At 68.5% G+C, this 14414-nt stretch carries 14 protein-coding genes; 9 read left to right on the top strand and 5 right to left on the bottom strand.

Going from position 1 to position 14414, the window contains the following annotated elements; genetic code table 11:
- Positions 1-27 precede the first annotated feature (27 nt).
- The 5 genes from sctR to sctU all read right to left on the bottom strand — a co-directional run bounded on the left by sctR (position 28) and on the right by sctU (position 5917).
- Complete coding sequence (gene sctR, locus ACTRWB_RS16895; protein ID WP_446902571.1) at positions 28-681, bottom strand: type III secretion system export apparatus subunit SctR; 654 nt, start codon at positions 679-681, stop codon at positions 28-30.
- Positions 665-1951, bottom strand: coding sequence for a type III secretion system cytoplasmic ring protein SctQ (gene sctQ / locus ACTRWB_RS16890; RefSeq protein WP_446902570.1), 1287 nt, complete (start codon positions 1949-1951; stop codon positions 665-667). The genes sctR and sctQ overlap by 17 nt, the downstream gene beginning before the upstream one ends.
- A 115-nt stretch (positions 1952-2066) precedes the next feature.
- Complete coding sequence (sctP, locus tag ACTRWB_RS16885; protein WP_446902569.1) at positions 2067-2687, bottom strand: type III secretion system protein SctP; 621 nt, start codon at positions 2685-2687, stop codon at positions 2067-2069.
- Between the two features lie 6 nt (positions 2688-2693).
- Entirely contained in the window at positions 2694-4811 is a 2118-nt protein-coding gene (sctV, locus tag ACTRWB_RS16880; RefSeq protein WP_446902568.1) for a type III secretion system export apparatus subunit SctV, read from the bottom strand.
- Between the two features lie 23 nt (positions 4812-4834).
- On the bottom strand, positions 4835-5917 hold the full coding sequence (sctU, locus tag ACTRWB_RS16875; RefSeq protein WP_446902567.1) for a type III secretion system export apparatus subunit SctU: 1083 nt from the start codon (positions 5915-5917) through the stop codon (positions 4835-4837).
- Positions 5918-6333: 416 nt separating this feature from the next.
- Between sctU and ACTRWB_RS16870 the strand changes: the two genes are divergently transcribed.
- The 9 genes from ACTRWB_RS16870 to ACTRWB_RS16830 all read left to right on the top strand — a co-directional run bounded on the left by ACTRWB_RS16870 (position 6334) and on the right by ACTRWB_RS16830 (position 14371).
- Positions 6334-6927, top strand: a complete 594-nt coding sequence (locus ACTRWB_RS16870) for an HrpB1 family type III secretion system apparatus protein (protein ID WP_193102680.1) — start codon at positions 6334-6336, stop codon at positions 6925-6927.
- Between the two features lie 47 nt (positions 6928-6974).
- Positions 6975-7364: a hypothetical protein gene (locus tag ACTRWB_RS16865; RefSeq protein ID WP_446902566.1), complete on the top strand. Its 390-nt coding sequence runs from the start codon at positions 6975-6977 to the stop codon at positions 7362-7364.
- 2 nt (positions 7365-7366) lie between these two features.
- Positions 7367-8185: a type III secretion system inner membrane ring lipoprotein SctJ gene (gene sctJ, locus ACTRWB_RS16860; RefSeq protein WP_193102681.1), complete on the top strand. Its 819-nt coding sequence runs from the start codon at positions 7367-7369 to the stop codon at positions 8183-8185.
- Between the two features lie 76 nt (positions 8186-8261).
- Positions 8262-9086, top strand: a complete 825-nt coding sequence (locus ACTRWB_RS16855) for a type III secretion protein HrpB4 (protein ID WP_446902565.1) — start codon at positions 8262-8264, stop codon at positions 9084-9086.
- Positions 9071-9922 carry a type III secretion system stator protein SctL gene (sctL, locus tag ACTRWB_RS16850; protein ID WP_446902564.1) on the top strand — a complete coding sequence of 284 codons (852 nt, stop codon included), beginning with the start codon at positions 9071-9073 and terminating at the stop codon, positions 9920-9922. Before ACTRWB_RS16855 ends, sctL begins: the two co-directional genes overlap by 16 nt.
- On the top strand, positions 9913-11346 hold the full coding sequence (gene sctN, locus ACTRWB_RS16845; RefSeq protein WP_446902563.1) for a type III secretion system ATPase SctN: 1434 nt from the start codon (positions 9913-9915) through the stop codon (positions 11344-11346). Before sctL ends, sctN begins: the two co-directional genes overlap by 10 nt.
- Complete coding sequence (locus ACTRWB_RS16840; RefSeq protein ID WP_446902562.1) at positions 11346-11837, top strand: type III secretion protein; 492 nt, start codon at positions 11346-11348, stop codon at positions 11835-11837. The genes sctN and ACTRWB_RS16840 overlap by 1 nt, the downstream gene beginning before the upstream one ends.
- Positions 11838-11839: 2 nt before the next feature.
- Positions 11840-12655, top strand: a complete 816-nt coding sequence (gene sctT, locus ACTRWB_RS16835; RefSeq protein ID WP_129518185.1) for a type III secretion system export apparatus subunit SctT — start codon at positions 11840-11842, stop codon at positions 12653-12655.
- Between the two features lie 255 nt (positions 12656-12910).
- On the top strand, positions 12911-14371 hold the full coding sequence (locus tag ACTRWB_RS16830; protein ID WP_446902561.1) for a helix-turn-helix transcriptional regulator: 1461 nt from the start codon (positions 12911-12913) through the stop codon (positions 14369-14371).
- The last annotated feature ends 43 nt before the right edge of the window (positions 14372-14414 follow it).

Raw genomic sequence — 14414 nt, 5'->3', positions numbered from 1 at the left:
CAAGCGTTCGGTATCGATTGCCGCGCACTACTTGTAGGTCAGCACGAGGCCATGGATCAGCGTCGACCAGCCATCCATCACGACGAACAGCAGCAGCTTGAACGGAATCGCGACGTTGGTTGGCTGCACCTGGTTCAGCCCCATCGCCAGGAGCACGTTGGCGATGATCAGGTCGACCACGATGAAGGCGACATACAGCAGGAAGCCGATCTTGAAGGCCTCCGTCAGCTCGGTGAGCGTGAAGGCGGGCGCCAGCACGAACAGGTCGGTGTCCTTCAGTTCGCTCGCGACATCCTTCGGCCAGACCACCGCCGCCGAGCGGACGAAGAAGCGCCGCTCGCGCTGGTGTGCGTGGGCCTCGAGGAATTTGCGGAACGGCTCGCGCGCCGCGCTGAACGCCTGCATCACCGCCTGCGAACTGGATTCGCCGGCGACCGGATCGGTCGGCAGGTTGCGCGACGCGGCGATGGCGACCGGCGCCAGCACGTACGCGGAAACCAGGATCGCGATACCGTTGAGCACCATGTTCGGCGGCACCTGCTGCACGCCGAGCGCGTTGCGCAACAGGCCGAGCACCACCACGATCTTCATGTAGCAGGTGACGACCATCGCGACGAACGGCACGATCGTGATCGCGACGACGACGAGCAGCAGCCCGGTGAGATCACTGTACTGAACCATCGTCGTGTGCCATCCGCAGGATTCGAACGCCGAGACGGTCGGCCACCGCGATCAGCTCGCCATGGCCGATCGTCTGCCCGTGCGCGACCAGCCTGATCCGCGCGTCGGTCACGCGCGTGTCGAGCTCGATCACATAACCCGGACGCAGCGACGACAGTTGCGCGAGCGGCAGCGCGACGCTGTCGAGCTCGAACTGCACGGGCAGGTCCAGTTCGCCGATGTCGACGGGCTCGTCGTGGAAATCGTCGGCGAGCGGTGGCGGGTCGTCGTCGGTGTGTTGCAGTTCGTCGGTCATGACGGGCTCCTCGATGATGACAAGCCGGCTGCCGTCGATTTCGACAGCGGCGCAAAGCCGGGTCAGCCCCGGCGTTCCCCAGGCGGCGCGCGCGCGAAACGCATCGCCCAGACCCAGTGCGGTCTCGATGTGGGTCGGCATCGTGCGCAGTAAAACGTCGCCGGGGCGCAGCGCCTCGAGCGCGGTTATCGCGATACGGCGTGCGCCGATCGTGACGCGGCCCGGGATGCGCAGCGGCGGATGAAAGGCGTCGATGGCGCCGGGCCGCGCAGGCAGCGCGTCCTGCGCCGCGGCCGCGTGCGACCGGCTCGTGTGCAGCGACGACAGCCGCCGTTCGAGCAGCGCGAGGGTCGCCGGGCCGATCTGCAGCGTTGCATCGTGGCGGTATCCGTCGAACGTGACGGATACATCCGCGGCGAGTTGATCGTCGCTGACGTCGCGCGGGTCCGACATCCGGCCCGCATGGCGCTCCCCGTGGCGCATGGCCGTCGCGCTGCCGGTTCGCAGCACGTCCGCAACGCGCCACGTACCGATGCCCGTTGCGAGCAGCACCTCCGTGAGCGGCGCCAGCAGCACGCTCGCGATCGATTGCCGCAACGCGTGCACGGCGCCGGTGCCGGCCGCGGGTGCCGCTCCGCGGGCTTCGGGCGCGAGTATCTGCAACGCCGGATAGCGCGCCAGATCGACGTCGATCGACAGGCTCCCCGTGACATGCGCGAGGACGATCCGGCCCGGTTCGGCGGGATGCGCACCCGGATCGGCCGTCGCTGCCGCGGGTTTCAGCTGCCATCCGGTGACGCCACCGAGATGCGACACCAGCGCGTCGACACGCGCGTCGAACAGGATCCGGCTCGCTTGCGCGGCGGCGGGCGTCAGCCTTGGCAGGCCATGCGCCAGCGCATCGGCGGGCAACGCCGGCACGTCGGCGCCGTTCGCGACGAGGGCGATCGGCCGCTGTGCCGCGCCGCCCGTCATGCCGTCATTTCGCGAAACTGTTTCGGTGAGCACGATAGCGATTGAGGGTTGTCCAGGCCGGTGTCGGGACGCTCGTCGGCAGGCATGCGGCAGACGATCCGTGCGTGACGTCGCGTCACTCGATGACGATCTCGATCTGCCGCGGTTCGCCCCATGCGTCGAGGAGTCCGGTCAGTTCGCGATCCAGGAGGCGACTGTGCTGCCAGAGTAGCTGCCTGCTCGACGGATCCTGCGCATCGAAACGAAGCTGCAGACAGGCAGGCGAAAGCGACAGGTACAGCGTCGTATCCGGCAATACCGCCGGGTCGAGCGGCAGGCTGACATCCCAGTTGCCCGATCGCGCGATCGCGCGGTTCGAGCAGAACTCGGCGATCTCGCGCGCGATGCGCGCGGTCAGCTCGATGAAGCGGTTCTGCTGCCGGTAGACGGCGCCGACGATCGGTGCGCTGGCCGCGCCGATTCGCTCGTCCAGCGCAGCGCCCGCGCGCGGGTGGCGCCGCGCGGTGCCGAACGGCACGTGGCCGCCGGCGTTGTCGCCTTCGGCACCGGAATCCGGTGCGTCGTACGCATCCTGCCCGTCGCCATCGCCGTCGGACGCCGTGCGGGCCACGCGCGGCACGGCCCGCCGGCGCAGCAGCGCCGCGTAATCGAAGCGCCGCGCGCGACGCGTGCCGGGCAGGTCGGCCGGCTCGGTGGCGGGCGCGATGATGCGGGCGGGGCGATGGATCCTGGACATCGCGATTTACAGCATCACCCGGCCCAGCGGTTGCAGATCGACATGCGAGCCCAGCTCCTGATACGAGTAGACCGGCAGCCAGCCGAGTTGCGATTCGATCATGCGCCTCACATAGCGGCGGATATCCATCGACGTCACCAGCGCGATGCCCGCGCGCGGCACCGGACCGACAAAGGACTGGATGCTGTCGACCAGGAACTTCGCTTCTTCCGGCGGCAACGCCAGGTAGTTGCCGGTCGGCGTCTGCTTGATCGCCTGGCGAATATGCTGCTCGACCGGCATGTCGAACAGCACGGCCGGCAACTGCCGCGCGCCGTTGGCCGCACGATGCGCGAGGAAGCGCGACAGGTCGCCGCGCACGTATTCCGTGAGCATCAGCATGTCCTTTTCCTTCGGCCCCCACGCGATCAGGCTTTCCATGATGTTGCGCGCATTGCGGATCGACACCTGCTCCTCGAGCAGGCGCCGCAGCACGTCCGCGATCCGTTGCGGCGGCAACACCTTTTGCACCTCGGCGACGAGCCCCGGATAGTCGCCGCCCATCTGGTCGAAGATGTATTGCACCTCCTGGACCCCGACGAACAACGCCGCGTGCTGCCGCAGCAACGCGACCGACGCATGCGCGATCAGCTGCTCCGCGCGCCACACGCGGGTCTTCGCGGGCACCGACTTTTCGTCGATCCAGTAGGTTTGCGGGCCGTTCGCGACGATTGGCATGCCGACGTCGCACTGCGCGATCATCGCGTTGGCGGCTTCGTTGTCCACGGTCCGCGCATCGCCGGGTTCCGGCGCGCTCGCGGCCGCCGCGCCGAGATCGGGCAGCACCACCTTGCCGGGCGGCAGCGCGAGCGACAGTTGCGGCACGTCGTGCATCAGGAATTCGCAGCTCGACGGCGGAACGCGGTCCGAGACCCAGATCGTGATGCCGGGGAACGGCAACCCGAGTTCCTCCTGCAGCAGCGCACGCTCGGCCTCGAACGCGCGGTCGAGCGCCGGCTGGTTGATGCGCACGACCAGATCGGCGGAAATGCGTACGCCCAGCGGCGCCGCGAACGCGGGCGCCTGCGGCAGGATCGCGGGCGAGCCCGTTTTCGCGCCGGCCCGCTGCATCGAGCCGAGCGGTTCATCGGCGGACGCGCCGCGGGACGGCTTGCGCTGACCGAGCCGATACGCGGCGAAGCCGAGCGCGCCCGACAGCAGCAGGAACAGCGGCCACGGAAAACCCGGCACCGCCGCGAACGCCAGCAGCAGCAGCGACGCGAAGGCCAGCGCGCGCGCGCTGGCGCCGAGCTGCCGGCCGATCTCGGCGCCGAGCGACAGCGACTTGCCTTCGCGCTCGTCGGAGACGCGCGTGATCATCACGCCGGCGGCCACCGACAGCAGCAGCGAAGGGATCTGCGACACCATCGCGTCGCCGATCGACAGGATCGAGAAGCGGTTGGCCGCCTCGCCCGCGCTCATCCCGTGATACGCGACGCCGACCGCGAGGCCGGCCACGATGTTGACGACCGTGATGATCAGCCCGGCGACCGCGTCGCCCTTGACGAACTTCATCGCGCCGTCCATGCCGCCGTGCAGCGCGCTTTCGAGCGCCAGCGTGGCGCGCTTGTGGCGCGCCTCGTCGGGCGTCAGGTTGTTCGCGCGCAGGTCGGCGTCGATGCTCATCTGCTTGCCGGGCAGCGCGTCGAGCGTGAACCGCGCGCCCACTTCGGCGACCCGCTCGGAGCCCTTCGCGATCACGATGAACTGCACGACCGTGATGATCACGAACACGACGATCCCGACGACCAGATTGCCGCCGACCACCAGCTGGCCGAAGCTGTCGATGATGTCGCCGGCCTCCGCGTGCAGCAGGATCGACTTGGTCGACGCGATGTTCAGCGACAGGCGATACAGCGTCGTGAACAGCAGCAGTGTCGGGAACGCGGACAGCGACACGATGCTCGGCACGTAGAGCGTGACCATCAGCAAGGTCACGCTGATCGCGAGATTGAGACTCAGCAGGATGTCGATCAACAGCGTGGGTAGCGGCAGGATCATCAGCGAAATCATCGCGACGATCAGCGCGAGCAACGCGATTTCTCCGCCGGCGGGCAGCTTCAGCGACTTGAACAGGGTGGCCATGGGACGTAACCGGGTTGCGTGGGTCAGTGCGCGTCGGCGCGGGCGCCCGCATCGGGCCGAGCGCGCGACGCGCCGAGCGATTCGACCCAGCGCAGGATCACCGCGACCGTCTCGAACAGCTCCTCGGGAATCGGCGCGCCCAGCTCGACCTTGTAGAGCGCACGCGCGACGGGCGGATTGCCGACGATCGGCACGTCGGCCAGCTGCGCCTCGCGGCGCAGCCGCGCGGCTTCCGCGTCGAAGCCTTTCGCGATGATCACGGGCAGCGGGTGTTCGTCGGGCGCATAGCGCAGCGCGACCGCATAGTGGGTCGGGTTGACGACCATCACGTTCGCCGCCCCGACCTTCGGCCGCGCCGGGCCGTTCGACAGTTCGCGCGCGATCCGGCGGCGCTCGCCCTTGATGATCGGGTCGCCTTCGTCCTGCTTGTGCTGGCGCTTGACTTCGTCCTTGCTCATCTTCTTGCTGCGGATGAACAGCCAGCGCTGCAGCTTCACGTCCGCCGCGCCCATGATGACGAACACCAGCGCGGCGACGCCGAACAGCTTCAGCACGATCACGCCCAGCAGCCGCGACAGCTGCGGCAGCGGCTGGTACAGCGAGCCGGCCACCATCGGCATGACCGCGTCGATGGTGCGCCACATCACGAACGACACGATCAAGCCCTTGACGATCATCTTCAGCAGATCGATCAGCGTGCGCATCGAGAAGATCTTCTTGATCCCGGCCACCGGGCTGACCGCATTGAGCTTGAACGCCACCGGCTTCATCGACACCTGGAAGCCGACCTGCGGCGCCAGCGCCACCACGACGGCGACGAGGGCCGCCGCGACCGGCACCAGCACGGCGCCCGCCAGCCGCGTGCCGATCTGCTGCAACGCCACCGCCAGCGTGACCATGTCGTGGCCGGTCGCGACGAAATCGAGCGCGATGTGCAGCGACGAGCGCGTCGCGTCGACGATCATGTCGCCGCACGCGAGCAGCACGATGACACCGGTCGCGAGCAGCGCGCCGTCGATGAGGTCGGTGCTTTTCGACACCTCGCCGTCGCGGCGTGCGTCGCGCAGCTTCTTGTCGGTCGGCTTTTCGGTTTTCTCGTCGCTCATCGAAGGCCTGGGTCGGAAGGGCGGGCAAGCGCGACGACGTGGCGGCGGGCTGGCCCCGACGGCCGGCGCCGGATGCAGCCGCACCCGGCACGGGAATCCGCGGGCCGTCCGGGCACGCTGCATGTGTCGACGAACCTGCGCCGATCATAGGGCCGCGCGGGTCGGCCCGCCCGGCAGGCCCGAAGCACCGGCGGCGCAAACGAAGCGAGCGGCGGTTCCCGCCGGTTTCGCGCGGTCGGCCCGCGGGGCTTCGTTTGCGCACGGAAGGCTTCGCGTCGCCCGCCGGCCGCGCCGCGCCCCGTTGCTATGGTGGGATGTATCGCTGGTCGCGGTGCGCGTGGCCGGATGTCACGAGGGCCGGCGCGCGATGTGCCTGCCGCAACGGCGATTGCCCGTATCCATGGAGAGTCAACGTCATGCTCAACAGCCAGCCTGCGCCGTCTGCGGCGAACGCGCCACCCGACTACCTGCAATGCAGTCACGACGTTGTGTGCGGCCTGATCGATACCGTCTCCGCCGCGCTGTTCGCCCGGTTTCCGAAGGCGGCCGGCGACACGCTCGATGTCGAGCTTGTGCTCGATGCGTTGCGCGTGTTCCGCCCGGCCGTCGCGGAGATCGGCATGCTCGACGGCGTGCTGCATATCGTTCACGGCCGCTGGAACGATGCCGCGCATGCGCTGAGGGCGCTGATCGACCTCGCGCCGGACTTCGTCTACGCGAAGGCGATGATGGCCTATTGCCTCGCGTCCAAGGGCGAGCCGGGCTGGCGCCAATGGGCGCATAGCGCGCTCGAATCGAACCCGAACCGCGAGTCGCTCGAACTGGTGCGCGCGCTCGAGGCGCGCGAGGACCTGAACAACGCGGTGCGCGACTATCGCGGCGGCGAATTCACGATCCCGGAATCGTGCCGGCCGTTCGCGGGCGAGCCGCAGGACGAACCATCGCGCCGCGACGACGGCCCGGCCTCGTCGCCGGCTTCCGCCCCGCAGTTGAACTACCTGCGCGCGTGATCGACGCCGCATCGGCGGCATTGCACAGCACCGAACGAGGAGGGCGAATGAGCCACGCAGTCACAAGCCAGATGATCGACTCGGCATTGACCGATCTCACGAAGGGCGGCGATGCCGCCAACGCCGGCGCGGCGGAAAAATTCCAGGCGCTGATGAATCAGCCGCAGCTGGTCCCGCCCGGCACGCATCAGGAAGGCGCGGATGGCGGCAGCGTGATCGCGCAAATGCTGACCACGCACGACGCGGCCGCGCAGCACGCGATGGATCGCATCACCGAGTTGTCGGCGCAGAGCGCCAACATGGACGTGAAGCAGGTGATCGCGCAATCGGCCGATGCCGCGATGGAGATGTACCGCGTGCAGTTCGACTTTCAGGCGAAGATGAGCGTCGTGTCGTCGTCGAGGTCGTCGGCCGAAACGCTGATGAAGAACCAGTAGCCATGACGCGCCGGCCTGGATGGAAGCGCGACGCGGCGCGGCGGGCCGGCCTGGCCCTGATGCTGGCCGGTTGCGCGTTGCTGGCGTCGTGCAAGAAGGAGCTGTATGCGAACCTCAGCGAGCAGGACGTCAACGAGATGACGGTCGCGTTGCTGGAACGCGGCGTGAGCGCCGACAAGGCGAGCCCGGACGGCGGCAAGACCTACGTGCTGCAGGTCGAAAGCGGCGACATGGTGCGTGCGATGCAGATTCTGCGGATGCGCGGCCTGCCGCACAGCAAGTTCGACGATCTCGGCAACCTGTTCAAGAAGGAAGGGCTGGTGTCCACGCCGACCGAGGAGCGCGTGCGTTTCATCTACGGCCTGTCGCAGGAACTGTCGGGCACGTTGTCGCATATCGACGGCGTCATGTTCGCGCGCGTGCAGATCGTGCTGCCGAACAACGATCCGCTGGCCCAGCAGGTGAAGCCTTCATCGGCGGCGGTGTTCATCAAGTACCGGCCCGAATCCGATATCGATGCGCTCGTGCCGCAGATCAAGAACCTCGTCGTGCATAGCGTCGAAGGGCTTTCGTACGATCAGGTGAGCGTGACCGCGGTCGCGGCCGAACCGGTTGAAATCGCGGCCGCGACGCCTGCGCAGCCGCATCCGCTGCGCTGGATCCTGGCGGGCGTTGGCGTGCTGCTGCTGGTGATCGGCGGTGCGGCGGCGGCCATGCGGCACCGCGTCCTGAAGCAGCGACTCAAGCCGGCCGCCGACGTGCTGGGCGACCGCATCGCGGGCCTCGCGTCGCTGCGCCGCAAGCGCGGCTCGCAGGCCTGAACGTGAGGCGCGAGATGCCGGTCGATTCGCGCGATGGGTCGCGCCGGATCGTGACCCTGTCCTGTCGATGAATGCGATGACCGACATGTCCTATCGATTGGCCGCTGCCGCGCTGGCGGCGTGGCAGCGCAATGCGCGGAGCGTGCTGCAATGGGCGCATCCGTCGTGGCTGGCGTGCGCGCTCGGCATCGACGAGGCCGCGGCCGTCGCGCTGGCACGCACGATGGCCGGGCAACGCGGTGCAGACGCGCCGGCGGTATACCCAGCGGCAGATGAAGGCGCCGACGCCGCGATCCGCCTGCGCGCGTGCCTGGACGCGTGCTCGTTGGCGCTGCTTCGCTGCGTGGGGCTGCCGCTGCCCGACCTCCAGGCCGCCACCGGTCCGGGCGCGCTGTGCGTCGACGCGTTGCCGCCGGAGGCCGGCTTGCGCGTGCTGCGCATTCGCGCGCTGCGCTTCCGGCGCGGCGAGATACGGCGGATCGTCGACAAGCGCATGCGCGCGCGCGTCGCCGAATGGTCGGGGCTCCCGCTCGACCGGCTGATCGTCGAGCAGCCGGGCAAACGGCAGGCGATGCCCGACATCGAGCAGATGGCCGCGCGCACGCCGATTCCGCCGGTCACGGCAATCGATGGCACAACGCTCGCGCTGGAAGGGCATGCATTGATCCGGCGCGACCTGGGCAACGCGCATTCGCCGTGCCCGCTGCTGCGTCTCGCGTTGCCGGTCGATGCGGACGACGCGGCCGGGTACCGGCCGGTGTCGCGCCACGCGGCGCTCGCGTCGGGCTCGCCGCATCGCTGGGTCGACCGGATTCCGGCCGACCTCGACCGGCACGGCACCGACGCGCTGTTTGCCGAACTCCCCCATCTGTTGCCGGAGTACGCATGGTTATCTGGCTGAGCAAGCCGCGACAAGCCGATCCGTCGGCGGACGACCCGCGCCCGCGGTTCGGCGCGCATGGCGATATCCTGCCGCGCGAAGTGTTCGGGACGCTGGTCGACATCGAGACTGCCTACCGGCAGGCCGGGCAGGATGCCCGCGCCGAACTCGACGCTGCACGCGAAGAGGCGCGGCGCATCGTCGCCGCCGGCCGTGCCGACGCGGACGCGTTGCTGGACGCGGCGCGCGCCGAGTTCGCGTCGGCCGCGCAGCGCGGCTTCGAAGAAGGCAGCGCGCGCGGCGCCGCGGACTGGCTCGTCAATGTGGCCCAGGCGGGCAGCGACGCGCGGGCGGCGCAGGAGCGGATGCGCGGACGCATGGCCGAGATCGTCGCCGTCGCAGTCGAGCAGATCGTGCGCAGCGAAGGCACGAGCGCGTTGTTCGAGCGGGCGCTGTCGGCCGTCGACCGGATCGTCGAGGGCTCGACCTGCCTGCGGGTCGCGGTTCATCCGGATGACCTGGACGATGCGCGCGCCGCGTTCGACGGCCTCGCGAGCCGCTGGCGCGACCTCGGACGGCCGTTGCCGGTCACCGTGTCGGCAGACCGGCGGCTCGCGCGCGGCAGTTGCCTGTGCGAATCCGACGTCGGCCTGATCGACGCGAGCGTGTCGACGCAATTGCGGACGATGCGGGCGGCCATCGCGCGCGCGCTGAAGGAGTCGGTTCAGGAGGCGGGTGGTGCCGATGACGATCGGATGGCCGTAAATGACGACGACGTGCCGGCGGATCGGATCGATGCGGCTGCAACGGACGCAAGCGGCGATGCGCAAGCGGAGGAGGCCGACACATGGCTCTGACCGATATGCCGGCAGGGCCGCTTGCGGACACCGCCGATGCGCCGCCGGCCGCCGGCAAGCCCACTGCACCCGTGCGCGACACGCGGCTGCGCAACCTGACCGACGCCATCGAACGTGAACTGCGCGCCAGCGTGCGCGTGCATCAGAGCGGCAAGATCACCGAAGTGATCGGCACGCTGATCAAGGTCGCGGGCCTCGACCTGCAGCTCGGCGAGCTGTGCGAGTTGCGCGCGCCGGACGGCACGCTGCTGCAGCACGGCGAAGTGATCGGCTTCACGCGCGACTATGCGCTCGTGTCGCCGTTCGCACGGCTGACGCAGGTCTCGCGCTCGACGCGCGTCGTCGGGCTCGGCCGGCCGCTGTCCGTGAAGGTGGGCGACCGGCTGCTCGGGCGCGTGATCGACAGTCTCGGCGAACCGATCGACGGCCTCGGCCCGCTCGGCATGGACGACGCGCAGGCGCGGCCGATCTTCGCGGATCCGCCGAGCCCGATGACGCGCCGCATGATCGAGGAAACCATGCCGACCGGCGTGCGCGTGATCGACGCGATGACGACCTTCGCGGAAGGCCAGCGGATCGGCATCTTCGCGCCGGCCGGCGTCGGCAAGAGCACGCTGCTCGGCATGCTCGCGCGCGGCGCGCAATGCGATATCAACGTGATTGCGCTGATCGGCGAACGCGGGCGCGAAGTGCGCGAGTTCGTCGAACTGATTCTCGGCCCACAGGGCATGGCGCGTTCGGTGGTCGTATGCGCAACCTCCGACCGTTCTTCGATCGAGCGCGCGAAAGCCGCCTATGTCGCGACCGCGATTGCCGAGCACTTTCGCGACGAAGGCAAGCGCGTGTTGCTGATGATGGATTCGCTGACGCGTTTCGCGCGCGCCGGCCGCGAGATCGGTCTCGCGGCCGGCGAACCGCCGGCGCGACGCGGTTTTCCGCCGTCGATCTTCGCCGAGCTGCCGCGCCTGCTCGAACGCGCCGGCATGGGCGCCACCGGTTCGATCACCGCGCTCTACACGGTGCTCGCGGAAGACGAGTCGGGCAGCGACCCGATCGCGGAAGAGGTGCGCGGCGTGCTCGACGGCCATCTGATCCTGTCGCGCGAGATCGCGGCGAAGAACCGCTATCCGGCCATCGACGTGCTGGGCAGCCTGTCGCGCGTGATGCCGCAGGTCGTCTCGCCCGGCTATCTCGCGGCGTCGACCCGGCTGCGCGAATTGCTGGCTCGCTACCGCGACGTCGAGATGCTGCTGCAGGTCGGCGAATACCAGCCCGGTTCGAATCCGCTGTCCGACGAAGCGATCGCGAAGATCGACGCGATCAATGCGTTCCTGTCGCAGCGGACCGATCACTATGCGGACCCCGCCGATACCGAGGCGATGATGATGGAGCTGGCACAGGCCGGCGGCGGAGGCACGTTCTGATGCGCACGATCTCGCGCCGGATTTCGGCGCTCAAGCGCGCGGGCGCACGCCGCGAGCGAATGGAACCCGAGTTGCGCGGCGCACTCGACGCGCGACGGCGCGAGCACGCGGAACTGCAGGCGCGCGTCGAACACACGACGGCCCGGCTCGCGGAACTCGACGCGATCGTCGCGCGCCAGCGTGCGCGCATCGCCGGCATGATGACCGGCGCGGAGCCGTTCGCGATCGACGATTTCGACGGCTGCCGTCGTTACCTCGAAGTGGTCGACGCGCAGGTGCTGGCCACGCGGGCGGAACTCGACACGCAGCGCGACGCCGTGACCGCGAAAGACCGGCAAGTGGCCGATGCGCGTCGCGCGATCGCGCAGAACCGCGGCCGCATCGACATGTGCCGCACGCGCACGACGCAGCTCGAACGGACGCTCGACCAGATCGAGCTCGACGCCGAGGACGAAGCGGCGGAAGAACTGGCGCTGGCGCGCCGCGGCTGAGCATGAACGATCAATTTCTGCAGGTCGGCCCGCAACTGGTTCAGGACCTGCTGGTGCTCGGCGTGTGCTCGATCCGGCTCCTCGTGATCCTGACGCTGTTTCCGCCGACCGCCGACGGCATCCTGCAGGGGCCGTTGCGCAACGGCGTCGCGCTGATCTTCAGCCTCTACATCGCGATCGCGCAACCGGTGGGTTTCGCCGGATCGCTGGCCGGCACCGGGCTGGTCGTGATCGCGCTGCGGGAAGCGCTGATTGGCACCGTGCTGGGGTTTGCCGCCGCGACGGTGTTCTGGGTCGCGGAGAGCGCGGGCATCTATCTCGACAATCTCAGCGGCTACAACAACGCGCAGCTGACCAACCCGATGCGCTCGGAAAAATCGACACCGTCGGGCACCTTGCTCAGCCAGGTCGCGATCGTCGCGTTCTGGTCGCTCGGCGGGATGGAATTCCTGCTGCAGGCGTTGTACGAGTCGTACCGCTGGTGGCCGGTGGCCGCCCGGACGCCCATCGACATGAACTTCCTCGAGATGTTCGTGTTGCGTCAGACCGATACGCTGATGCAGATGATCGCCAAGCTCGCCGCGCCGATGGTGTTCGTGATGGTCCTGATCGACCTGGGCGCCAACCTGGCGTCCAAATCGGCGCAAAAGCTCGAGCTCAGCGCGCTCAGCCAGCCAATCAAAGGCGCGATGGCCGTGCTGATCCTCGCATTGTTCTGCGGGATCTTCGTCGATCAGATCCACGATCAGCTCGACTTGCGCCTGTTCGCCGGACAGATGCGCGAGCTCGCGCGCGGGCCGGGGCCGGCCGCGCATTGAAACGCGGCCGCTTGTGCTTCGGTTGCTGAAAGCGCAGAAACCGTATAAACGCAGCCGGAATTTCAACACTCCTCAAATCGGGCCGCGGCGTTAGGTTTGTTGAATGTTCAACATGTCGTCCTCGTCTACATTGCTCCCATAGCCCGGCACGCTGCTCGACACCCTGCATCAACGGGGGCGCAAGCGATACGCCGGCGGCTGGTGTCGGCAATCGATTCATGTCGACACTCCCGATCCATCAATATGGAGTCCGACATGTTTTCAAGCCTCTATTTTCCGCTCGTTTCGGTGCTGGCCTGTCACGATGCGCAACCCGACCATCTCGGCATGCTGCTCGACGGAAAGATCGCGGAGACGATGTCGTACACGAGCCGCTGCGCCGAGCAATGCGATCACGATGAGAGCAGTGCATCGGGCTGCATGCAGATTCAGGCCGACCTGCAAACCATGCTCGGCATCGACGAGGATGCGGAGGATTCGTACCGGGAAGCGCAGAAGATGATCCGCTCGTCCCGCCGCGACTTGCGCATCGCGTCGTGCCGTAACGCCGGCTGGCAGGCCTTTTTCCGTCACCGGTTCGGTACCGCGATGTCGTGCTTCATGTCCATCGTCGACGATCCGCGGCTCGAATCCCGCCAATCGATGGAAGGGCGCTTCGGCGCGCTGTGCGTGCTGCTCGAACTGGGGCAACTGCATGAGGCCGAAGGGCTGCTAGGCGAACTCGAGGTCATGCTCGATGCGCAGGCCGGGGCCGGCGATGCCGCGATGCCGCAACTGCCGGTATGGCGCGAACTGATCGACACGTTGCGTTACGACCTGCGCGTGCAGAACGCGCTCCGCACCGCCGCGCAGCTCGCCGATCACGTGTTCTGGCAGTCGGGCCTGACGGCGGGAAGGGCGTCGCCCGTCGATGAGGCCGGGCAGTTTGCATCGGCCGTCGCGCACGTGCGCTCGCCGCTGCTGCGCGGCCGGATCGACTATCTGGGCCACGTGCAGCGTCTCGCCGCCGGGCAGCGCGAAGCCGCGCAAGCCGCGGTCGCGCACCTGAACTGGGCGATGGCAAACGGCCTCTATGCATATCAGTACGCGGTGCGGATCGAGATCGCGCTCGCCGGGCTGGCCGGCGGCACGCCGCAACTCGCGGAAACCATGCTGGCACCGCTCGGTGCCGACCGGCGTGCCGCGCAAGGCCGCTGGAAACTCGAATCCCTGTACTGCCTCGCGAAAACACGGGCCGCGCAGGGCCGCGACGCCGATGCGGCGCAGCTGTACAGCCGTTATGCGCTCGTCGCGATGCAGTGCCTGCGGGATGCTTCGGCGGCGCTCGCGCCGTTCGCCCATCGCGCGAAACGCGTGACCGAGCAGCTCGACGATGTCGGTGCGCGCTTGCCGGCCAGGTATCGGCGCGCGTATCGCTACCTGATGGAAAACCTCGATCGCAGCGACCTGTCGGTGCGCGAGGTGGCGGCCGAGATCGGCGTGACCGAGCGCGCGTTGCAGAGCGCGTTCAAGAACAGCCTCGGGTCGACGCCGACCGAAATCATTCGCCAGAAGCGCATGGAGCGGATTCGCGCGGAGCTCGAAAGCGGCACCACCCTGGGCGCGCCGAGCGTGCTGTTCGCCGCCGCGAGATGGGGCGTGCAGAGCCGCTCGACGCTGGTCAACGGCTACCGGCGCCAGTTCGACGAAGCGCCGTCGGACACGCTCAAGCGCTGAATCAGCCGAGTCCGCCGAATCCGCCGCCGCGACGCACCCCGCG

This window comes from Burkholderia sp. YIM B11467 (genome assembly GCF_052952715.1).
This window is presented reverse-complemented; position numbering and strand designations above follow the sequence as displayed.

What these genes read in the sequence shown, in the direction of transcription:
- sctP (WP_446902569.1), bottom strand. Translation starts at nt 2,687, where the DNA reads ATGTCCAGGATCCATCGCCCCGCCCGCATCATCGCGCCCGCCACCGAG.
- sctU (WP_446902567.1), bottom strand. Translation starts at nt 5,917, where the DNA reads ATGAGCGACGAGAAAACCGAAAAGCCGACCGACAAGAAGCTGCGCGAC.
- ACTRWB_RS16870 (WP_193102680.1), top strand. Translation starts at nt 6,334, where the DNA reads ATGCTCAACAGCCAGCCTGCGCCGTCTGCGGCGAACGCGCCACCCGAC.
- sctL (WP_446902564.1), top strand. Translation starts at nt 9,071, where the DNA reads ATGGTTATCTGGCTGAGCAAGCCGCGACAAGCCGATCCGTCGGCGGAC.
- sctN (WP_446902563.1), top strand. Translation starts at nt 9,913, where the DNA reads ATGGCTCTGACCGATATGCCGGCAGGGCCGCTTGCGGACACCGCCGAT.
- sctV (WP_446902568.1), bottom strand. Translation starts at nt 4,811, where the DNA reads ATGGCCACCCTGTTCAAGTCGCTGAAGCTGCCCGCCGGCGGAGAAATC.
- sctQ (WP_446902570.1), bottom strand. Translation starts at nt 1,951, where the DNA reads ATGACGGGCGGCGCGGCACAGCGGCCGATCGCCCTCGTCGCGAACGGC.
- sctT (WP_129518185.1), top strand. Translation starts at nt 11,840, where the DNA reads ATGAACGATCAATTTCTGCAGGTCGGCCCGCAACTGGTTCAGGACCTG.
- ACTRWB_RS16865 (WP_446902566.1), top strand. Translation starts at nt 6,975, where the DNA reads ATGAGCCACGCAGTCACAAGCCAGATGATCGACTCGGCATTGACCGAT.
- ACTRWB_RS16855 (WP_446902565.1), top strand. Translation starts at nt 8,262, where the DNA reads ATGACCGACATGTCCTATCGATTGGCCGCTGCCGCGCTGGCGGCGTGG.
- ACTRWB_RS16830 (WP_446902561.1), top strand. Translation starts at nt 12,911, where the DNA reads ATGTTTTCAAGCCTCTATTTTCCGCTCGTTTCGGTGCTGGCCTGTCAC.
- sctR (WP_446902571.1), bottom strand. Translation starts at nt 681, where the DNA reads ATGGTTCAGTACAGTGATCTCACCGGGCTGCTGCTCGTCGTCGTCGCG.
- ACTRWB_RS16840 (WP_446902562.1), top strand. Translation starts at nt 11,346, where the DNA reads ATGCGCACGATCTCGCGCCGGATTTCGGCGCTCAAGCGCGCGGGCGCA.
- sctJ (WP_193102681.1), top strand. Translation starts at nt 7,367, where the DNA reads ATGACGCGCCGGCCTGGATGGAAGCGCGACGCGGCGCGGCGGGCCGGC.